The organism is Streptomyces sp. NPDC088252 (genome assembly GCF_044740965.1).
Lineage (GTDB): Bacteria > Actinomycetota > Actinomycetes > Streptomycetales > Streptomycetaceae > Streptomyces.
In genome coordinates, this window is record NZ_JBIURS010000002.1 from 21,789 (window position 1) to 42,249 (window position 20,461).

The following is a 20,461-nucleotide window of genomic DNA, read 5'->3' on the forward strand; positions in this document are numbered from 1 at the left end:
CCGGAGGGAGTCCCCTTGGGCCGGTTGCCGGACACCGAGGGGACAAGACGGGTGGGATTATCACCCCAAGGGCCCTCACGAGGCGCGACACCACCGTGCGCGGAGCCGTTGTCCGCGCTTCCGTGCCAGGATCGTCGGTGCGATGACTGCCATGACTGCGACACAGACGCCCCCCGCCTCCCTCCACGCTCCCGTCATCGGGTGGTTCGAACAGCACGCCCGCGATCTGCCCTGGCGCCGCCCCGAAGCGGGCGCCTGGGGCGTGATGGTGAGTGAGTTCATGCTGCAGCAGACCCCCGTCAGCCGGGTCCTCCCGGTGTACGAACAGTGGCTGGCCCGCTGGCCCCGCCCGGCCGACCTGGCCGCCGAGCCGCCCGGCGAGGCGGTCCGCGCCTGGGGCCGGCTCGGCTACCCGCGCCGAGCGCTGCGGCTGCACGGGGCCGCCCAGGCAATAACGGAACGGCACGGCGGCGACGTACCGAGCGAGCACGGTCAGCTGCTCGCGCTGCCCGGTATCGGTGAGTACACCGCGGCGGCCGTGGCCTCGTTCGCGTACGGACAGCGGCATGCCGTGCTCGACACCAACGTCCGCCGGGTGTTCGCCCGCGCCGCGACCGGCATCCAGTACCCGCCGAACGCGACCACCGCCGCCGAGCGCAAGCTCGCCCGCGCGCTGCTCCCCGAGGAGGAGGAGCGGGCCGCCCGCTGGGCCGCCGCGACGATGGAGCTCGGCGCCCTCGTCTGCACCGCCAAGAACGAGGACTGCGCCCACTGCCCGATCGCCGAGCAGTGCGCCTGGCGGCTGGCCGGGAAGCCCGCACACCAGGGGCCCCCGCGGCGCGGTCAGACGTACGCGGGCACGGACCGGCAGGTGCGCGGCCGGCTGCTCGCCGTATTGCGCGAGGCCATGACCCCCGTGCCGCAGTCGGCACTGGACGCGGTGTGGGACGAACCGGTGCAGCGCGCCCGCGCACTGGACGGACTGGTCGCGGACGGACTGGTCGAACCGCTGGCCGGCGGCCAGTACCGGCTGCCGCTGAGCTGAGCCGCCAGGTCCCCTCCCCTCCGCTGTTACACAACCGATGGACAGCCGTGCGTCGGCGTATGGCTGCTCCGCACAGCCCCGTGACAACAGCTCCGTAGCGTCGACGACGTCGGCCCGGCCCATCGGTGGCCGACACGGTTCGACGGTGTTCTACGGGGTTCTACGGGGACGGAGGCGGTTGGAATGGCGCAGGGCGAGGTGCTCGAATTCGAGGAGTACGTACGCACTCGGCAGGAGGCACTGCTGCGCAGTGCACGCCGACTCGTACCCGACCCGGTGGACGCGCAGGACCTGCTGCAGACCGCCCTGGCCCGCACGTACGGCCGCTGGGACGGCATCGCCGACAAGTCCCTCGCCGACGCCTATCTGCGCCGCGTCATGATCAACACCCGTACCGAGTGGTGGCGGGCCCGCAAGCTGGACGAGGTCCCCACCGAACAGCTGCCCGACGCGAGCGTCGAGGACGGCACCGAGCAGCGCGCCGACCGCGCCCTGCTGATGGATGTGCTGGGCGTACTGGCTCCCAAGCAGCGCAGCGTCGTCGTGCTGCGACACTGGGAGCAGATGAGTACGGAAGAGACGGCTGCGGCCCTCGGCATGTCGGCCGGTACGGTGAAGAGCACGCTGCACCGTGCGCTGGCCCGGCTGCGCCAGGAGCTGGAGAGCCGTGAGGCAGCGAGCAGGGAGGCCCGGCTCCGGGAGGAGCAGGGACCGACGGCGGCCGACGGTGCTCCGGTACGTGCGCGGGCAAGGGCGCAGGTCCGGGTGGAGTCGGGCAGGCGTGTGGACGAACGGGGGCGGGAGCGGTGCGCGGCCTGACAGCCAGCGATGACAGCGGCAGCGGCGACAAGGACGGCGACCGTGGCGGCAACGGGAGTGACGGTGGCCGCCAGGCCGCCGTCAGGCGTGGCCGGACCCTGACCGGCTGGGCGGCGAGCACCACGACCCTGGTCGCGCTCGCCGCCTTCGGGCTGTTCGTCGTCGGATGCTCCAGCGGCGGCACCGGCACCCGGGACGAGGGCCCGGCGGGCACCCAGGCGGTCGCCCAGGTCACGCCGAGCGCCGAGCCGTCGACCACGGCGAAGCCGACGCCGCGGGTCGATCCCGTGACGCTGCTCAAGCACGACCCCAAGGTCAGCGAGCGGGTCAGAACGGATCTGAAGCCCTGCAGCGGCTCCGAGTACCCGGTGGACACCTCGTACGGCACCCTGACCGGCGGTCCCTCGGCCGACGTCGTGGTGAACGTGATGACCTGCGGCGATTCGGTGGGGGTCGGCACCTATGTGTATCGCCAGCGGGCCAATGGCACGTACGAGAACGTGTTCGCCGTCGAACAGCCCGCGGTGTACGGCACCATCGACCGCGGTGATCTGGTGGTGACGGCCCAGGTGTACGGGAAGAAGGACTCGGTCGCGTACCCCTCCGGCGAGGAAGTGATCACCTACCGCTGGGCGGACAACCGGTTCGACGAGCACGACCGGGTGCACAACGACTTCAACCGAGCCGTCGGTAACGGAGAGGCCGGTCTTCCGGAATCCGCGGAACCGGCGGGGAACTGAGAGCAGCCCGATGGCCGAGACCCACGTCCTGTTCGTCGAGGACGACGACGTCATCCGCGAGGCCACCCAGCTGGCGCTGGAGCGCGACGGTTTCGCGGTCACCGCGATGCCGGACGGCCTGTCGGGCCTCGCCGCGTTCCGGGCCGACCGTCCCGACATCGCCCTGCTCGATGTGATGGTGCCGGGGCTCGACGGGGTCAGCCTCTGCCGTCGCATCCGCGACGAGTCGACGGTCCCCGTGATCATGCTGTCGGCGCGGGCCGACTCGATCGATGTGGTGCTCGGCCTGGAGGCCGGTGCCGACGACTACGTCACCAAGCCCTTCGACGGGGCGGTCCTGGTCGCCCGGATCCGTGCCGTGCTGCGCCGCTTCGGTCATGCGTCGGGCGGGCAGCCGGGCAACGGGGAACGAGAGCCGCAGCCCCTCGGCGGCGTGCTGGTCTTCGGCGATCTGGAGGTCGACACCGAGGGCATGGAGGTCCACCGGGGCGGCGAGCAGGTGGCGCTGACGCCGACCGAGATGCGGCTGCTGCTGGAGTTCTCCGCCGCGCCCGGCACGGTGCTCTCCCGCGACAAGCTGCTGGAGCGGGTCTGGGACTACGGATGGGGCGGTGACACCCGGGTCGTGGACGTCCACGTGCAGCGGCTGCGCACCAAGATCGGCCAGGACCGGATCGAGACGGTCCGCGGCTTCGGCTACAAGCTCAAGCCATGAGGCGGCCGACGCTGCGGACGGGTGTCCGCTGGAAGATCAGCATCGCCATCGCGGCGGTGGGCGCGCTGACCGCGGTCGCGCTCAGCTTCGTCGTCCACAACGCCGCCCGGGTCTCGATGCTGGAGAACGCGCGCGAGGTCCAGCTGACGCGGCTGACGTACGCGCAGCTGCTGTACGAGGCGAAGAAGACGCAGAAGACCGACCCACGGTTCGGCGCCAAGCTCAACGACCCGTTGATGCCGCGCAGCCTGCGCGCGGAGACCAGCAGGAACCGGCGCGCCACGCATGTCGAGGAGCTCAAGCAGGGGGGACCCGACGTCTGGGCGGCCGTCCCGGTCGGCAACGGCGACGTGCTCTCGCTGCACACCCGCTTCACCGGCCGCAGCGCCAGGGTCCTGGGGGATCTCGACCGGGCGCTGATCATCGGCTCGGTCTCTGTGGTGCTCGGCAGCTGTGCGCTGGGCGTGCTGATCGGCGGGCAGCTGTCGCGCCGGCTGCGCAAGGCCGCCGCCGCCGCGGGCAAGGTCGCGCAGGGCAATACGGATGTACGGGTCAGGGAGGCCGTCGGCGGGGTCGTCCAGGACGAGACCGACGAGCTGGCCCGTGCGGTGGACGCGCTGACGGACGCGCTGAACGAACGGATCGAGGCGGAGCGCCGGGTCACCGCGGACATCGCGCACGAACTGCGCACCCCGGTGACCGGCCTGCTGACGGCGGCGGAGCTGCTGCCGCCGGGCCGCCCCACCGAGCTCGTACGGGACCGGGCGCAGGCGATGCGCACCCTGGTCGAGGACGTTCTGGAGGTGGCCCGGCTGGACAGCGCGTCGGAGCGGGCCGAGCTGCAGGAGATCGCGCTGGGCGAGTTCGTCAGCCGGCGCGTCGCGCTGCTGTACCCGGATGTACGGGTGCAGGTCGTCCATGAGTCCTGGGTCAGCACCGATCCGCGGCGGCTGGAGCGGATCCTCGGCAATCTGCTGGGGAACGCCGCCAAGCACGGTGCCACACCGGTCGAGGTCACGGTCGAGGGCCGGGTGGTACGGATCCGCGACCACGGTTCCGGGTTTCCCGCGGCGCTGCTGCGTGAGGGGCCGAGCCGGTTCCGTACCGGAAGCAGTGACCGGGCCGGGCACGGACACGGTCTCGGGCTGACGATCGCGGCCGGTCAGGCGCGCGTCCTCGGGGCCCGGCTGACCTTCCGCAACGCGGCGCCGGAAGGGGCCGCGCAGGGCGCGGGCGGGGCGATCGCCGTGCTGTGGCTGCCCGAGCACGCACCCACGAACACCGGCAGCTTCCCGATCCTGCACCTGTCCGAACAGCGCACCCCGGACAGCGGTGACGGGGAGAGCGCGGAGTCCGGCAGCCGGCGGCCCGGCAGCTGAACCGGATGCGTGAGGAGGCTCCCGGGGCGCGCCCCGGGAGCCTCCTCACGTTCATCGCTCGTACCACCGCGGAGGGGTCAGACCGCCTCGGGCTGCTTGACACCGGCGGCCGAGGCCGGTGCCGCGCCGCCGTCCGACGACGTGGTCTCCGGGCCCGCTCCCCGCAGCGGCACCTCCTTGACGAACACCGACGCGATCAGCGCGATCACTCCGACCGAGGCACCCACCAGGAACGCGATGTGCGTACCGGACGACACCGCGAACTGGTACGCCTCACGCACCGCGGCCGGCAGCTTCGCCAGGCTCGACGCGTCCAGCTGGGCGGACTTCGCCGTGACCGCCCCGCCGCCGCGGGCGGCCATCTCGTCCTGCACCCGGCCGGTGAACAGGGCTCCCATGATCGCGACACCGAAGGAGCTGCCGAGCGTACGGAAGAGGGTGGTCGCGGAGGAGGCGACTCCCATGTCCTTCATCTCCACGCTGTTCTGCGCGACGAGCATCGTGATCTGCATCAGGAAGCCCATGCCCGCGCCGAGCACCGCCATGTAGATGCCCGAGGTGAGCCGCGTGGTGCCGGTGTCCATCCGCGAGAGCAGGAACAGACCGGACACCATGAGGACCGAGCCCAGGATCGGGAAGATCTTGTACTTGCCGGTACTGGTGGTGACCCGTCCCGCGATCAGCGAGACGACCATCATCGCCAGCAGCATCGGCAGGAGCAGCAGACCCGAGTTGGTCGCCGACGCGCCCTGGACGGACTGCTGGTACAGCGGCAGGAAGAGCACCGCGCCGAACATCACGAAGCCCGACATGAAGCCGATGACGGACATCAGGGTGAAGTTGAGGTTGCGGAATATGTGGAGCGGAATAATCGGTTCTGCAACCTGCGTCTCGACGAAGCAGAAGCCCGTGAGCGAGGCGACGCCGATCGCGATGAGCGCCACGATCATGACGGAGCCCCAGGCGTACTCCGAACCGCCCCAGGTGGTGACCAGCACGATCGCGGTGATGCCGACGGTCAGCAGCCCCGCACCGAGGTAGTCGATCTTCACCTCTGCGCGCTCCCGCTTCGGCAGGTGCAGCACGAGGGTGACCATGGCCAGGGCGACCGCGCCCAGCGGCAGGTTGATGTAGAAGCTCCAGCGCCAGCCGAGGTGGTCGGTGATGGTGCCGCCGACCAGCGGTCCGCCGATCATCGCGATGGCCATGACGCCGGCCATCATCCCCTGGTACTTGCCGCGCTCACGGGGCGGCACCAGGTCGCCGATGATCGCCATGACACCGACCATCAGGCCGCCCGCGCCGAGCCCCTGGACCGCCCGGAAACCGATCAGCTGGCCCATGTCCTGGGCCATGCCGCTCAGGACCGAGCCGATCAGGAAGAGCACGATGGACGTGAGGAACACACCCTTGCGTCCGTACATGTCGCCGAGCTTGCCCCAGATGGGGGTGGAGGCGGCGGTGGCCAGGGTGTACGCGGTGACGACCCAGGACAGATGCTCCAGGCCGCCGAGGTCACCGACGATGGTCGGCATGGCCGTGCCGACTATCAGGTTGTCCAGCATGGCGAGCAGCATCGTGATCATCAGGGCGAGCATCACCACCCGGACACTGCGCTGCTGCTTCTCGGGTTTCCCGGCCGGCCGGTCACCCGCCCCTCCGTCCGTCGCCTTCTTCAGCTCCGCCATGGTCCCCACTCCCCTGATCCCCGGTGCGCGCCGGGTTCTTACTTGCCGCCCGGCTAGTTGACTACACTGGGGAAAGTAGACCCGTAACTAGCCGGGCGTCAAGTAAGTTTGTTGAGGGAGAGCGCCATGGGCAGCACGCCGCAGGCACGCCGGGGTAACACGCGCCAGCGCATTCAGGACGTCGCCCTGGAGCTCTTCGCCGAACAGGGTTACGAGAAGACCTCGCTGCGGGAGATCTCCGAGCGGCTGGATGTCACCAAGGCCGCGCTGTACTACCACTTCAAGACCAAGGAAGACATCCTGGTCAGCATCTTCGAGGACCTCAACCGGCCGGTCGAGGAGCTGATCGTGTGGGGCCGGGACCGGCCCCACACCCTGGAGACGAAGAAAGAGATCCTGCGCCGCTACAGCGAGGCGCTGACCGCCGCGGCCCCGCTCTTCCGCTTCATGCAGGAGAACCAGGCGACCGTGCGGGACCTCAGCATCGGGAAGACCATCAAGGACCGCGTCATCGGCCTGGTCGACCTGATCAAGGAACCCGACGCCTCACTGGCCGACCAGGTGCGCTGCTTCACCGCGCTCTTCACGATCCACGCGGGCATGTTCGCCCTGAAGGACGTCGAAGGCGACCCCGAGGAGAAGCGCAGCGCCGTCCTCGAAGTCGCCTTCGAACTGGTCACCCGGGCGCACGGCCCGGGGTCCGCCGAGTAGCGGAACACGTCCGGTCAGGTCAGACCGTGACGCCCTGCTTGTACAGGAACGAGACCGGGTTGATCGCGGAACCGTAGTTCGGGGTGGTCCGTATCTCGAAGTGCAGGTGCGGGCCGCTGGAGTTGCCCGTGTTGCCGGAGAGCGCGATCTTCTGACCCGCCTTCACGGTCTGGCCGATGCGCACATCGATCCTCGACAGATGGGCGTACTGCGAGTACGTGCCGTTGCCGTGGCGGATCACGACGGCGTTGCCGTACGCGGGGCCGTCGCCGCCGCCGTTCGGACCGGCCTTCACGACGGTGCCGCCGTGCGCGGCCTCGACCTTGGTACCGACCGGGACGGCGAAGTCCTGGCCGGAGTGCTTGTGGGCCCAGCGGGAGCCGTCGTTGCCGAAGCTCGCACTCAGCGCGTAGTGGGCCACAGGGATCCGCCACGCGGCGGTCTTCTTCTCGGCTGCCGCACGCTCGGCCTTGACCGCCTTGGCCGCCTTGCCCTGCGCGGCCGCCTGCGCGGCGACCGAGTCGGCCGTGCCATTGCTGATCGGGCTCGCCGTGTGGGGTGCACCCGCCGTGCCGGCCGCGAACGCAGCACCGGCGCCGAGAACCATCGACGTCCCCAGGCCGGCTGCCACCACGGCGCCACGGACACGGGACAGGGACGGGCGACGGGAGTGCTGGAACGAAACGCGCTTCGACATGAGCGGAGAACCTCCGGAGATGACTGGACCCGACGCTTTCGCCGCGTCGGCCATCCCTTGGTAACCCGCACCCCCATCGATGCTCAAACACCCCATCTACGAACAAAAGCCGTATCCGGCGCCTCGGGAATGCCTCGGCACCGCCTTCGCGCACCCCTCGTACGGGCCCACTGAAACTCTCGTTCCGGGCAGGTTCAGCCCCAGCTCCAAACCGGTCCAAACGGACCGAAACCGGCGATCCGGGCTTCTCTCGTTCCCGCGCCGAAAGCCCCTCTCCACGCAGGGCCGAAGGTCCCTCCCGGGTTCACGGCGCTCTCTCCTATCGCCCGTAGTAGGGGCGGAACGGGCTGTGTGCCTTGTCACCGCCGGAGGGTCCTGGAGCCCTTCGATCGGGGCCGTCCGCCGCATGCCGACGGCGCGATCGACGGCCGTCGCGCCGGCCCGGCCGATACCGCGGGCCATGGAGGAGCCGCGCGGCCCGTCGAGGAGCCGCAGGCCGTCGAGGAGCCCCGTCGTCCACCGAGCGCAACCGACCGCACGACGAGGCCGGTGCCGCACGGAAAAGGGGCTGCCCCGGACCGTTTCTCAACGGTTCCGGGGCAGCCCCTTCAGGCGCTCAGGCGCTCGGTGGCGTCCTTACACGTCCTTCGACATGTTCGGACCCGCACCGCCCGCCGCCTGCTCGATCGGGGGGACGTCGGGCAGAGCCGACTTCTCCTCGCCGCGGAAGGTGAACTTCTTCTCCTCACCCTCGCCGTCGGTGCCGACGACCACGATGTGACCGGGGCGCAGCTCGCCGAAGAGGATCTTCTCGGAGAGGACGTCCTCGATCTCGCGCTGGATCGTCCGGCGCAGCGGCCGGGCGCCCATCACGGGGTCGTAGCCCTTCTTCGCCAGGAGCGACTTGGCTTCCGAGCTCAGCTCGATGCCCATGTCGCGGTCCTTCAGGCGCTCGTCCACCTTGGCCAGCATGAGGTCGACGATCTGGATGATGTCTTCCTCGGTGAGCTGGTGGAAGACGACCGTGTCGTCGACACGGTTGAGGAACTCGGGGCGGAAGTGCTGCTTGAGCTCTTCGTTGACCTTGTTCTTCATCCGCTCGTAGCCGGTCTTGACGTCGCCCTGGGCGGCGAAGCCCAGGTTGAAGCCCTTGGAGATGTCCCGGGTCCCGAGGTTGGTCGTCATGATGATGACCGTGTTCTTGAAGTCCACGACCCGGCCCTGGGAGTCGGTCAGACGACCGTCTTCCAGAATCTGGAGCAGGGAATTGAAGATATCGGGGTGGGCCTTCTCGACCTCGTCGAAGAGGACGACGGAGAACGGCTTGCGGCGCACCTTCTCGGTGAGCTGGCCGCCCTCTTCGTAACCCACGTAACCGGGGGGAGAACCGAAGAGGCGGGAAACCGTGTGCTTCTCGCTGAACTCCGACATGTCGAGGGCGATCAGCGCGTCCTCGTCGCCGAAGAGGAATTCGGCGAGCGTCTTGGAGAGCTCCGTCTTACCGACACCGGACGGGCCGGCGAAGATGAACGAGCCACCGGGGCGCTTCGGGTCCTTCAGGCCGGCCCGCGTGCGGCGGATCGCCTGCGAGAGGGCCTTGATGGCGTCCTTCTGGCCGATGACGCGCTTGTGGAGCTCGTCCTCCATGCGCAGCAGACGGGAGGACTCCTCCTCCGTCAGCTTGAAGACCGGGATGCCGGTCGCGGTGGCCAGGACCTCGGCGATCAGCTCACCGTCGACCTCGGCCACGACGTCCATGTCGCCGGCCTTCCACTCCTTCTCGCGCTTGGTCTTCGCGGCGAGGAGCTGCTTCTCCTTGTCCCGCAGGGACGCGGCCTTCTCGAAGTCCTGCGAGTCGATCGCGGACTCCTTGTCGCGGCGGACGCCCGCGATCTTCTCGTCGAACTCGCGGAGGTCCGGCGGCGCGGTCATCCGGCGGATGCGCATCCGGGACCCGGCCTCGTCGATCAGGTCGATCGCCTTGTCCGGCAGGAACCGGTCCGAGATGTACCGGTCCGCCAGCGTCGCGGCCTGGACCAGCGCCTCGTCCGTGATGGAGACGCGGTGGTGGGCCTCGTAGCGGTCGCGCAGCCCCTTGAGGATCTCGATGGTGTGCGGCAGCGACGGCTCCGCGACCTGGATGGGCTGGAAGCGGCGCTCAAGAGCGGCGTCCTTCTCCAGGTGCTTGCGGTACTCGTCGAGCGTCGTGGCACCGATGGTCTGCAGCTCGCCGCGGGCCAGCATCGGCTTGAGGATGCTGGCGGCGTCGATCGCGCCCTCGGCGGCGCCCGCACCCACCAGGGTGTGGAGCTCGTCGATGAACAGGATGATGTCGCCGCGGGTGCGGATCTCCTTGAGGACCTTCTTCAGGCGCTCCTCGAAGTCACCGCGGTAGCGGGAGCCGGCGACCAGCGCACCGAGGTCGAGGGTGTAGAGGTGCTTGTCCTTGAGGGTCTCGGGCACCTCGCCCTTGACGATGGCCTGCGCCAGTCCTTCGACGACCGCCGTCTTGCCGACGCCGGGCTCGCCGATGAGAACCGGGTTGTTCTTGGTACGGCGGGACAGCACCTGCATGACCCGCTCGATCTCCTTCTCGCGCCCGATGACCGGGTCGAGCTTGGATTCGCGAGCGGCCTGGGTGAGATTCCGGCCGAACTGGTCGAGCACCAGGGACGTGGAAGGGGTGCCTTCCGCGGGGCCGCCCGCGGTTGCCGCCTCCTTGCCGCCGGAGTACCCGGAGAGCAGCTGGATGACCTGCTGCCGCACCCGGTTCAGGTCGGCGCCGAGCTTCACGAGGACCTGGGCCGCGACGCCCTCGCCCTCGCGGATCAGGCCGAGCAGGATGTGCTCGGTGCCGATGTAGTTGTGGCCGAGCTGAAGGGCCTCACGGAGCGACAGCTCCAGGACCTTCTTGGCCCGGGGCGTGAAGGGGATGTGCCCGGACGGGGCCTGCTGGCCCTGGCCGATGATCTCCTCCACCTGCTGGCGGACCGCCTCGAGCGAAATCCCGAGGCTCTCCAGGGCCTTAGCGGCGACACCCTCACCCTCGTGGATAAGGCCCAGGAGGATGTGCTCGGTGCCGATGTAGTTGTGGTTGAGCATCCGGGCTTCTTCCTGAGCCAGGACGACAACCCGCCGCGCGCGGTCGGTGAACCTCTCGAACATCGTTAATCGCTCCTCAGAGCGGTCAGGCAGTAAGGGGTCGGTCCCCTCCCTGTCCTTCCGCAGCTTAGTCCCGCAAGCGGGGACCGCTCATTCCAACTGCCGACACCGTCCTTGGCCTCCTGACCTCGAACGCCGACATCTGCTCCAACCCGATGGTGCGAGACGATGTTCCCGCAGGCCAGGCAGATACCCCTTTCGCCAGTACGCCGATGGCGAACGTGAGATGCCCGAGCCTGCGTGTCGCCCCTCCCCACTAGGGATGTCTTACCCGTAATTACAGACAGTCCATGCGGCGCGCGCCGGTTCCCTCCGCTACGGGCGAACATCTTTGCGCTCCCGAATACGTCTCCACGCCCCCACCCCGGACACACTACGCACCCGCTCCCGGACCCTGCGTAACCACGGGGGCGGCCCGGCCGTTCTTCCGGCATGGCCGTCACCGTCCCGCCTCCCCCGCCGTCGCTCGCCGACACGCGCAAGGCTCACGCCGGTCACGCGCAGTGGGCGCGGTGGTACGAGCACGAGCTCGGCTGGCCGACGGAGGGCATCGCACCGGTGCGACTGCTGACCGGGCTGCGGTTCGACGTCCTCGAAGTGCCCGCGGTGGCCGGCCATGCGGCACTGCGGCGGGTGGGCCGCACCGGGCCGGTGGCGCTGTCCGGTGGACGGATGGGTCTGCTGGTGGCGGCGGGAAGCGCCGACGAACTGCCCGGACTGCTCGACTGGCTGGAATGGGGCGGCGTCGCCCTCTCGCTGACCGCCATCGGCACGGGCGGCCGGATCACTGCGCCGGCACCGCCCGGACGGGCGACCGACCGGCCGGGGGCCGCCGTATGGCTGCGACCCCCCGGGCTGCGGCACGAGGGAGAGCCGGAACTCCCGGCCCTCGTCGGCCTCGGGAGCAGGGGTGGGGATGCTCCCGATCTCGTACGGCTCGTGGACTCGGTGGCCACGGAATGCCACCGGGCCCGGTTGATGCACGCCCGAACGGGGCGGTCGACCGAAGGGTCGACAGCTCAGCCGTTGGCCTTCTCGTAAGCCTCGCGGATCTCCGCGGGAACACGGCCGCGGTCATTCACATTATGGCCGTTCTCGCGGGCCCACTTACGGATCTCCGCGGTGTCCTTGTTGCCGCCGGTGACGGCGCGACCCTTGCCACGACCGGCCGCCGCGCGACCGCCCGTACGCCGACCGCCCTTGGTGTACGGCTCAAGAAGACCACGGAGCTTGTCCGCGTTGCTCGTGGTGAGGTCGATCTCGTATGTCTTGCCGTCCAGAGCGAACGTGACCGTCTCGTCAGCCTCGCCACCGTCGAGGTCGTCGACAAGAAGGACCTGAACCTTCTGTGCCACCGGATTTCCTTTCATCGAAAATGCAGTACGCGGAAAGGAAACCGCTTTTCTTCGGAAAACACAAACCCCCGGGAGAGGTTCAGGATCGCAAGAAGACGGGAAACATGCGCGATTCGGACATAGGGCGACGGCTTCTTGTGACGGTCACAGGTGCAGAAGCATCCGGCTGTTGCCCAAGGTGTTCGGCTTCACTCGTTCGAGACCCAGGAACTCTGCTACACCTTCGTCATAGGAACGCAACAGCTCACTGTAGACATCTCCGTCGACCGGCGTCTCTCCGATCTCCACGAAGCCGTGCTTCGCGAAGAAGTCGACTTCGAAGGTGAGACAGAAAACCCTCCGTACGCCCAGCCAACGGGCGGTCTGCAACAACTTGTCCAGTACTTGATGCCCGACTCCGGCACCCCTGATGCCGTGATCGACAGCTAGAGTGCGCACTTCAGCGAGGTCTTCCCACATCACGTGCAGTGCACCGCAGCCGATGACCCGGGCGTCCTCGTCGCGTTCCGCGATCCAGAACTCCTGGATGTCCTCGTAAAGCGTCACCGTTGCTTTGTCGAGCAGGATGCCTTCTCGTACGTACCCGTCGAGGAGACGGCGGACCGATGGGACATCGCTGGTCCTGGCACGGCGCACAGTGATGGCCATGTTTATAACCGACGGTTCGGTACGGAAATCGGTATGCGGAAGCTCTGAGGACATACCCCCGACGCTATCGCCCGGTCTCCGGGCCCGCGCCATCGGCCGGATCTTCGGCCGGATCTTCGGCCGCTTCTCCGGCGGCTTCATCAGCCGGTTCACCCCCGGGTTCATCACCCGGTTCGCCCACCGCACCGTGGACCGCTTCTTCGGCCGGGTGTCCGGAAGCCCCGGGCAGTCCGGGGCGGACGATCCGCATGGCGTCCGCGAGGGCCTCCCGCTGCTCGGCGGACATCATGCCGAAGAACGCGACAAGAGCGGCGGCCGGGTTGTCGCTCCGCGACCAGGCTTCGTTCATCAGTGCGGCCGAGTAGGCGGCGCGGGTGGAGACCGCCGTATATCGATATGCGCGGCCGTCGACTTCCCTGCGCACCCAGCCCTTCTGATGGAGATTGTCCATTACCGTCATGACGGTGGTGTAGGCGATGGAGCGTTCCTGCTGAAGGTCCTCAAGGACTTCCCGCACAGTGACCGGGCGGTTCCATTGCCAGACCCGTGTCATCACGGCGTCTTCCAGTTCTCCCAATTGGCGGGGCACAATGTCACTTTAGTGCCAGATGCCTGGAATGCCTGGTTATTTGCGCAGCAAAAAGGCGCACGACCCCTGAGGAGCCGTGCGCCCTTCGGGTACTGCGAGGTGCGGGGAGTCAGACGCCGTCGGTACGCGGGGCCTGCTGGACGGACTCGGCGCGGCCGATCGCCAGGTCCACGACCGCGTCCTCCTTGGCCTTGTTGGGACCGCCCTGGCTCTTGACGATCGTCACGACGAGGCCGATGAAGAAGACGGCCATCACCACGGGGGGCACGAGCGCGGATACGTAGTCCATGACGTCCAGAGTAGCGAGGCCGGTACGGACTTCCGCGCGCCCCCTCCGCGTCGGGGTGCCGCAGCTGTCGTCGTTCGCCCGCCAGGGGTTACGGGACACCCCTTACGGCCTGGTGCACGCCGTCAGCCCGCGGCCCACTCCTGCCGCGGCGGGGCGGGCTTGCGGGGCGGGAAGACCTCGGAAGGCTTGGGCGCCGGGCGCTCGGACGGCGGGACCGGCCGGGGCGGGGCCGCCGGGGTCTTGGGCCGTTCGGGTTCGGCGTCGGCCGCCCGGCCGCCGGGCAGGGCCAGCAGTCGACTGCGGGGCGCCGGGGCCGTCGCCGGCGTGGCACGTCCGGCCAGGCGGGCCCGCACCGAGCGCTCCGCGAGCATCTGACAGCGCTCCAGGAGCGCCGCGGCCACCGGTCTGTGACGCAGGGCCCGCAGCGCGGCCAGGTCGTCGGGACGAGGGTCGTATCCGCCCGCCAGGGCGTCCTGGAGCAGCTCCAGATAGCCGCTGACGGAGCCGGGGAGGGCGTTGCGGTAGCGGACGAGGTCGGCGAGGAGGAACGTGCGCAGTCGTCCCGCCTCGCCGACCGCCTCGTCCACGGCGCCCGCCAGCCGCAGGCAGTCCTGGACGTCCTCGTCGGGCAGGGGCTTGGGTTGAAGGGCGATGGCGAGGGCACGTCGGAGCACCCGCAGCTCGTCCGCGCTGAACGCCATACCGCCGCGTGATCCGTAAGGCGTGGGCATGACGCGACAATACGTGCTAAATGGACAAAATCCTCTTAGCTGGCCGTCGGCGGCGCGGCGTCGGCCCCGCCCCGCCCGACCGTTCCCGCAGGTACACCCCGCATCCGCTACATCCGGGACACATTCCGCTCGTACACCAGGCGCAGCCCGATGAGAGTGAGCCAGGGCTCGTGCTCGTCGATGACGGAGGACTCGCCCAACACCATCGGCGCAAGGCCGCCCGTCGCGATGACGGTGACGTCGTCGGGGTCGGCCGCCAGTTCCTTCTTCATCCGCGCGACGACACCGTCGACCTGGCCGGCGAAGCCGTAGATGATCCCCGACTGCATCGCCTCGACCGTGTTCTTGCCGATCACGCTGCGCGGCCGGGCCAGTTCGATCTTGCGGAGCTGGGCGCCCTTGACTCCCAGCGCCTCGACCGAGATCTCGATGCCGGGGGCGATCACACCGCCGGTGTACTCGCCCCGGGCCGAGACCGCGTCGAAGGTCGTGGCCGTACCGAAGTCGACGACGATCGCCGGACCGCCGTACAGGTCGACGGCGGCGACCGCGTTGATGATGCGGTCCGCGCCGACCTCCTTCGGGTTGTCCATCAGGATCGGCACCCCGGTCTTGATGCCCGGCTCGACGAGGACCGCGGGGACGTCGCCGTAGTAGCGGCGGGTCACCTCGCGCAGCTCGTGCAGGACGGCCGGGACCGTGGAGCAGATCGCGATGCCCTCGATGCCGTCGCCCAGCTCCTCGCCGAGCAGCGGGTGCATGCCCATCAGCCCCTGGAGCAGTACCGCGAGTTCGTCCGCGGTGCGGCGGGCGTCGGTGGAGATCCGCCAGTGCTCGACGATCTCCTCACCGTCGAACAGGCCGAGCACGGTGTGGGTGTTGCCGACGTCGATGGTGAGCAGCATCAGACGCCGGCCTCGTCGGTGTCGCGGAAGTCCAGGCCGATGTCGAGGATCGGCGAGGAGTGGGTGAGCGCGCCGACGGCCAGGTAGTCGACGCCTGCCTCCGCGTAGGCGCGCGCGGTGTCGAGGGAGAGCCGGCCGGAGGACTCCAGGACCGCGCGGCCACCGACCAGGGCGACCGCCTCGGCCGTCTGCAGCGGGGTGAAGTTGTCCAGCAGGATCAGATCGGCGCCCGCGTCGATGACCTCGCGTACCTGCTGCAGGGTGTCGACCTCGACCTCGATCGGAACGTCCGGGAACTCGTCCCGTACCCGCTTGAAGGCCTCGGCCACACCGCCCGCCGCGACCACGTGGTTGTCCTTGACCAGCGCCGCGTCCGACAGCGACATGCGGTGGTTGACGCCGCCGCCGCAGCGCACCGCGTACTTCTCCAGGGCGCGCAGGCCCGGCGTGGTCTTGCGGGTGTCGCGGACCTCGGCCTTCGTGCCTTCGAGCACATCGGCCCAGGCACGGGTGGCGGTCGCGATGCCGGAGAGCCTGCAGAGCAGGTTGAGCGCGCTGCGCTCGCCGGTGAGCAGGTCGCGGGTGCGGGTGGTGACGGTCAGCAGCTTCTGGCCGGGGGCGACGCGGTCGCCGTCCTCGACGTGGCGCTCGACCGCGAACTCGTCCGTGCAGACGATGGAAAGGACGGCCTCGGCGATGCGCAGCCCCGCCACCACGCCCGCCTCCCGGGCGGTGAAGTCGCCGGTGGCCACCGCGTCCTCGGAGACGGTCGCGACGGTGGTGACGTCGACACCGCCGTCGAGGTCCTCCTCGATGGCCACATGCGCGACGTCCTCGACCTGGACCGGGTCCAGGCCGACGTCGGCGAGGAGCTGGGCGAGGTCGGGGTCGAGGCCGCACTCCAGCGGGTCGAGCTCGTAGAGCTCGTCCCCGCCGCAGCCGCAGCCGTCCCCGCAGCCGCCCGCGGACGGTGCGGGCGCGCCGATCTGGATCAGCGGTACGTCCACGGGTGTCGGGCGCGGATTCTCTTCGGGCGTGCTCACGGTTACGGCTCCTCGGTGACGTCGGCGGGGTGGGTCGGGGGTGCTGCTGCGCAGTCTGGTGCCTGCGTGGGACGTACGGGCCCGAATGCCTCGGTCTCCGTCCGACGGAGGACCGGTTGACGCTCCGGGGTGAGCCGGACGACGAGGTGACGGCGCCAGTTCTCGTCGTCGCGCTCGGGCCGGTCCTCGCGCCAGTGGCAGCCACGGGTCTCCTCGCGCCGACGGGCGGCGGCGACCAGGACGCGCGAGACGAGCAGCAGGTTGGTGGCCTCCCACGCCTCGACCCCGGGTACCGCGACCTTGGGCTCGGTCGCCTCGGCAGCACGGGCGGCGCCCTCGTGCAGAGCCTCCAGCTCCTCGGCGGCGGCGGCCAGGCTCTCGGCGGAGCGGAGGACTCCGGCGCCCCGGGTCATGATCCGCTGGATCGTGGTGCGTGCCTCGGGCGCGAGCAGCGGCGAGGGATCGGGCAGGGCGTCGGTCGTCGGGGCGCCCGCGCGGGGGCGGTCCTCGACGATGTCGGCGGCGATGCGCTCGGCGAAGACGAGCCCCTCCAGGAGGGAGTTGGACGCCAGCCGGTTCGCGCCGTGCACGCCGGTGCAGGCGACCTCGCCGCAGGCGTACAGGCCGGGCACCGTCGTACGTCCCCGCAGGTCGGTGCGGATGCCGCCGGAGGCGTAGTGCGCGGCGGGCGCGACCGGGACGGGTTCGGTGACCGGGTCGATGCCGTGGGCGCGGCAGGCCGCCAGGATCGTGGGGAAGCGCTGCTCCCACATCTCGGCGCCGAAGTGCCGGGCGTCGAGATACATGTGCTCGGTGCCGTGCAGCTGCATCCGACGGGTGATGGCCTTGGCGACGATGTCGCGCGGGGCCAGTTCCGCCAGTTCGTGCTGGTCGGCCATGAAGCGCGTGCCGGACGCGTCGACCAGGTGGGCGCCCTCGCCCCGTACCGCCTCCGACACCAGGGGCTGCTGGCCCTCGGAGTCGGCGCCGAGGAAGAGGACCGTCGGGTGGAACTGGACGAATTCGAGGTCGGAGACCTCCGCACCGGCCCGCAGCGCCAGGGCCACGCCGTCGCCGGTGGAGACCGCCGGGTTGGTGGTGGCGGAGAACACCTGGCCCATGCCGCCGGTGGCGAGGACGACCGCGGGGGCGCGGACCGCGCCGACGCCGTCGTGCTGGCCCTCGCCCATGACATGCAGGGTGACGCCCGCGGTCCGGCCTTCGGCGTCCGTGAGCAGATCCAGGACCAGGGCGTTCTCGACGGTGTGCAGGGCGGCTTCGCGGACCGCTTCGACCAGGGTGCGGGAGATCTCGGCGCCCGTGGCGTCGCCGCCCGCGTGGGCTATGCGCCGGCGGTGGTGGCCGCCCTCGCGGGTCAGGGCGATGTCACCGCTGTCCGTCGTGTCGAAGTGGGCGCCGGTTCCGATCAGCCTGCGCACGGCGTCGGGGCCCTCGGTGACCAGGGTCCGGACCGCCGGCTCGTCGCACAGGCCCGCGCCCGCGACCAGGGTGTCGTCCAGGTGCTGCTGAGGGGTGTCGCCCTCGCCGAGGGCCGCCGCGATACCGCCCTGCGCCCAGCGGGTGGAGCCGTCGTCGAGGCGGGCCTTGGTGACGACGACGGTGGCGAGGCCCGCGGCCGCGCAGCGGAGCGCGGTGGTCAGACCGGCCACGCCGGAGCCGACGACCACGACATCGGCGTCGATGGACCAGCCGGGGGCGGGGGCGGTCAGCCGTATTCCGGTCACGTGGTGGCTCCGAAGGTCAGCGGGATGTTGTCGATGAGGCGGGTCTTGCCGACCTTCGCGGCGATGGCGAGGATCGCGTCACCGGTGGTGCGGTCGTCGGGGATCTCGGTGAAGTCGGCCGGGTCCACGAGCGCGAGGTAGTCGAGGGCGAGCGGCGGCTGTTCGGCGGCCGCGTCCTCCAGGATCAACTGCGCCGCGGCGCGTACCGCGGCGGGTCCGTCCACGGGGCGGGCCAGGGCCACCGCCTGGGTGTCGGCCGCCGCTCGGGTCTCGCCGAGCGCGGTGAGGGCGGCGGCCCGGCCGGTGGTCGCCGCGGTGGTCTGCGCGCGGGCGTGCAGCGCCTGCTGGGCGGCGAGCCTGTCCCGCGCCGCGAACAGGGCCCGGGACAGGGCGAGGGCGGTGTGCCGTTCCTCGGCGTCCAGGAAGCGGTTGCGGCTGGAGAGCGCGAGGCCGTCCGGTTCGCGGACCGTCTCCACGCCGACGATCTCGACCGGGAAGTTCAGATCGCGCACCATGCGGCGGATCAGCGCGAGCTGCTGGGCGTCCTTCTGCCCGTAGAAGGCGGCATCGGGCCGGGTGAGGTGCAGGAGCTTGGCGACGACGGTGAGCATGCCGTCGAAGTGCCCGGGGCGGAACGCCCCTTCCAGGCGCTCGCCCATGGGCCCCGCCGAGATCCGGACCTGCGGCTCGCCGCCGGGGTAGACCTCCTCGACGGACGGTGCGAAGACCGCGTCCGCCCCGGCGGCGCCCGCCACGGCGAGATCGGCTTCGAGGGTACGGGGGTAGCGCTCCAGGTCGGCGGCCTCGCCGAACTGGAGCGGATTGACGAAGACGGTGACGACGACCTGCCCGTCCGGGCCCGCGGCCGCGCGTGCGGTACGGATCAGGGTGGCGTGGCCCTCGTGCAGGGCGCCCATGGTCATGACGACCGCCCGCGGTCCCTTGCGGGGCGCGAACGCGGCGAGTTCGGCGGCCGTGCGGAGCAGGGGGGCCGCCGGGGCGGTACCGGGTGCACGGGTCGGGGCGCCGGGCGTGTGCGACGTGCCGGGCCTGCCGGTCGTGTGGGTCATCGGGGCTCCTGTGATCCGGTGCCGCCCGTGGTTCCGGTGCCGTCGGCGAGGACGCCGAGCAGGTCCTCGGCCAGCTCCGGCTTGAGCATGCCGTGGGCGAGTGCGCGGTCGGCGGTGGCGCGGGCCATCGCGACGTAGCCGGCCACGGCCTGCGGAGCGTGCTCGCGCAGCTCGCCGATGTGCGCCGCGACGGTGCCGCCGTCGCCGCGGGCCACGGGGCCGGTCAGGGCCGCGTCGCCGGAGCGCAGCGCGTTGTCGAGCGCGGCGCCGAGGAGGGGGCCGAGCATCCGGTCGGGGGCGGCGACCCCGGCCGTACGCAACAGCTCCATCGACTGGGCGACCAGGGTGACCAGGTGGTTCGCGCCGAGGGCGAGCGCCGCGTGGTAGAGCGGGCGGGACTCCTCCGCGATCCATTCGGGCTCGCCGCCCATCTCGATGACCAGCGCCTCGGCGGCGAGCCGCAGCTCCTCGGGGGCGGTCACGCCGAAGGAGCAGCCGGCCAGCCGCTGGACGTCGACGGAGGTGCCGGTGAACGTCATCGCCGGGTGCAGGGCGAGCGGCAGGGCACCGGCCCGCAGCGCCGGGTCCAGCACCCTCGTCCCGTACCGCCCGGACGTGTGGACGATCAGCTGTCCGGGCCGTACCGCGCCGGTCTCGGCGAGGCCCTCGACCAGGCCGGGCAGGGCGTCGTCGGGGACGGTCAGCAGCACCAGCTCGGCACGCGCGAGGACCTCGGCGGGCGGCACCAGCGGTACGTCGGGGAGGAGGGCGGCCGCCCTGCGCACGGACGCGTCGGAGACGCCCGACACGGCGACCGGTCGGTGCCCGGCGAGCTGCAGGGACGCGGCGAGGGCGGGGCCGACGCGGCCCGCGCCCACGACGCCGACCGTGAGGCGGGCGGGGCGGTCCCTCGCGTCGAGGGGCTCCTTGGGGGCTGTTGCATTCACGCGGCGGTGGCCTTCCGTTCCAGTCCGCGGGGGGTACCGGACGATTCCTCTGCATGCTACGCCAGCGTTTCGTCCGGGTTCCCGGCTGTCCACAGCCTGTGGGAAACGTCCGGCGCGGCAGGGCCCGGCGCCTGGTGGGCCCGGAATTCGTTCAGGTGCGAGCCGCACTCTGCGTGATGATCG

General features: G+C 70.6%; 20 protein-coding genes. 7 read left to right on the plus strand and 13 right to left on the minus strand.

The annotated features are described in order from the left end of the window. The first annotated feature begins 142 nt into the window (after positions 1-142). The 5 genes from ACIOHC_RS03850 (at position 143) to cseC (ending at position 4,698) form a co-directional block, all read left to right on the plus strand. A complete protein-coding gene (locus tag ACIOHC_RS03850; protein ID WP_351077417.1) occupies positions 143-1,045 on the plus strand; it encodes an A/G-specific adenine glycosylase in 903 nt (300 codons plus the stop codon). Between the two features lie 183 nt (positions 1,046-1,228). Next, the gene (locus tag ACIOHC_RS03855; protein ID WP_351077420.1) at positions 1,229-1,864 is read left to right on the plus strand and encodes a SigE family RNA polymerase sigma factor; all 636 of its coding nucleotides are present in this window, start codon (positions 1,229-1,231) and stop codon (positions 1,862-1,864) included. Beyond that, positions 1,852-2,604 carry a hypothetical protein gene (locus ACIOHC_RS03860; protein WP_351077422.1) on the plus strand — a complete coding sequence of 251 codons (753 nt, stop codon included), beginning with the start codon at positions 1,852-1,854 and terminating at the stop codon, positions 2,602-2,604. Before ACIOHC_RS03855 ends, ACIOHC_RS03860 begins: the two co-directional genes overlap by 13 nt. Positions 2,605-2,614: 10 nt before the next feature. Next, positions 2,615-3,319 (plus strand): two-component system response regulator CseB, encoded by a 705-nt coding sequence (gene cseB / locus ACIOHC_RS03865; protein ID WP_351077424.1) that lies wholly within the window; start codon positions 2,615-2,617, stop codon positions 3,317-3,319. Next, complete coding sequence (gene cseC, locus ACIOHC_RS03870) at positions 3,316-4,698, plus strand: two-component system sensor histidine kinase CseC (RefSeq protein ID WP_351077426.1); 1,383 nt, start codon at positions 3,316-3,318, stop codon at positions 4,696-4,698. Before cseB ends, cseC begins: the two co-directional genes overlap by 4 nt. A 77-nt stretch (positions 4,699-4,775) precedes the next feature. On the opposite strand, the gene ACIOHC_RS03875 is transcribed toward cseC, so the two are convergent. Next, on the minus strand, positions 4,776-6,386 hold the full coding sequence (locus ACIOHC_RS03875) for an MDR family MFS transporter (protein WP_401841253.1): 1,611 nt from the start codon (positions 6,384-6,386) through the stop codon (positions 4,776-4,778). 126 nt (positions 6,387-6,512) lie between these two features. Here ACIOHC_RS03875 and ACIOHC_RS03880 point away from each other — a divergent pair, with 126 nt between their 5' ends. Next, positions 6,513-7,097 (plus strand): helix-turn-helix domain-containing protein, encoded by a 585-nt coding sequence (locus ACIOHC_RS03880; RefSeq protein WP_351077430.1) that lies wholly within the window; start codon positions 6,513-6,515, stop codon positions 7,095-7,097. 19 nt (positions 7,098-7,116) lie between these two features. Here the strand turns inward: ACIOHC_RS03880 and ACIOHC_RS03885 are convergent, their stop codons facing one another. Then, entirely contained in the window at positions 7,117-7,794 is a 678-nt protein-coding gene (locus tag ACIOHC_RS03885) for a M23 family metallopeptidase (protein WP_401841255.1), read from the minus strand. Positions 7,795-8,430: 636 nt separating this feature from the next. Beyond that, entirely contained in the window at positions 8,431-10,959 is a 2,529-nt protein-coding gene (locus tag ACIOHC_RS03890; protein ID WP_351077434.1) for an ATP-dependent Clp protease ATP-binding subunit, read from the minus strand. Positions 10,960-11,388: 429 nt separating this feature from the next. Between ACIOHC_RS03890 and ACIOHC_RS03895 the strand changes: the two genes are divergently transcribed. Next, the gene (locus ACIOHC_RS03895; protein WP_351077436.1) at positions 11,389-11,997 is read left to right on the plus strand and encodes an SCO3374 family protein; all 609 of its coding nucleotides are present in this window, start codon (positions 11,389-11,391) and stop codon (positions 11,995-11,997) included. Here the strand turns inward: ACIOHC_RS03895 and ACIOHC_RS03900 are convergent. From ACIOHC_RS03900 to ACIOHC_RS03945, 10 genes are all read right to left on the minus strand, one after another. Continuing rightward, a complete protein-coding gene (locus ACIOHC_RS03900; RefSeq protein ID WP_093894032.1) occupies positions 11,976-12,311 on the minus strand; it encodes an Lsr2 family protein in 336 nt (111 codons plus the stop codon). The two genes, ACIOHC_RS03895 and ACIOHC_RS03900, sit on opposite strands and share 22 nt — an antisense overlap. A 144-nt stretch (positions 12,312-12,455) precedes the next feature. After that, positions 12,456-12,959, minus strand: a complete 504-nt coding sequence (locus ACIOHC_RS03905; protein WP_351077557.1) for an amino-acid N-acetyltransferase — start codon at positions 12,957-12,959, stop codon at positions 12,456-12,458. 64 nt (positions 12,960-13,023) lie between these two features. Then, positions 13,024-13,548 (minus strand): BlaI/MecI/CopY family transcriptional regulator, encoded by a 525-nt coding sequence (locus tag ACIOHC_RS03910; protein WP_351077438.1) that lies wholly within the window; start codon positions 13,546-13,548, stop codon positions 13,024-13,026. 109 nt (positions 13,549-13,657) lie between these two features. Then, a complete protein-coding gene (locus ACIOHC_RS03915; RefSeq protein WP_351077441.1) occupies positions 13,658-13,837 on the minus strand; it encodes a hypothetical protein in 180 nt (59 codons plus the stop codon). Between the two features lie 122 nt (positions 13,838-13,959). Then, positions 13,960-14,538 carry a hypothetical protein gene (locus tag ACIOHC_RS03920; RefSeq protein WP_351077559.1) on the minus strand — a complete coding sequence of 193 codons (579 nt, stop codon included), beginning with the start codon at positions 14,536-14,538 and terminating at the stop codon, positions 13,960-13,962. Positions 14,539-14,675: 137 nt separating this feature from the next. Then, entirely contained in the window at positions 14,676-15,473 is a 798-nt protein-coding gene (locus tag ACIOHC_RS03925; RefSeq protein WP_114245204.1) for a type III pantothenate kinase, read from the minus strand. Next, positions 15,473-16,516 (minus strand): carboxylating nicotinate-nucleotide diphosphorylase, encoded by a 1,044-nt coding sequence (gene nadC, locus ACIOHC_RS03930; protein ID WP_351077443.1) that lies wholly within the window; start codon positions 16,514-16,516, stop codon positions 15,473-15,475. Before nadC ends, ACIOHC_RS03925 begins: the two co-directional genes overlap by 1 nt. Positions 16,517-16,518: 2 nt before the next feature. Beyond that, positions 16,519-18,261: an L-aspartate oxidase gene (locus ACIOHC_RS03935; protein ID WP_351077445.1), complete on the minus strand. Its 1,743-nt coding sequence runs from the start codon at positions 18,259-18,261 to the stop codon at positions 16,519-16,521. Then, a complete protein-coding gene (gene panC, locus ACIOHC_RS03940; protein WP_365691772.1) occupies positions 18,258-19,331 on the minus strand; it encodes a pantoate--beta-alanine ligase in 1,074 nt (357 codons plus the stop codon). The genes ACIOHC_RS03935 and panC overlap by 4 nt, the downstream gene beginning before the upstream one ends. Next, positions 19,328-20,278 carry a Rossmann-like and DUF2520 domain-containing protein gene (locus ACIOHC_RS03945; protein ID WP_401841262.1) on the minus strand — a complete coding sequence of 317 codons (951 nt, stop codon included), beginning with the start codon at positions 20,276-20,278 and terminating at the stop codon, positions 19,328-19,330. Before ACIOHC_RS03945 ends, panC begins: the two co-directional genes overlap by 4 nt. Between the last annotated feature and the right edge of the window lie 183 nt (positions 20,279-20,461).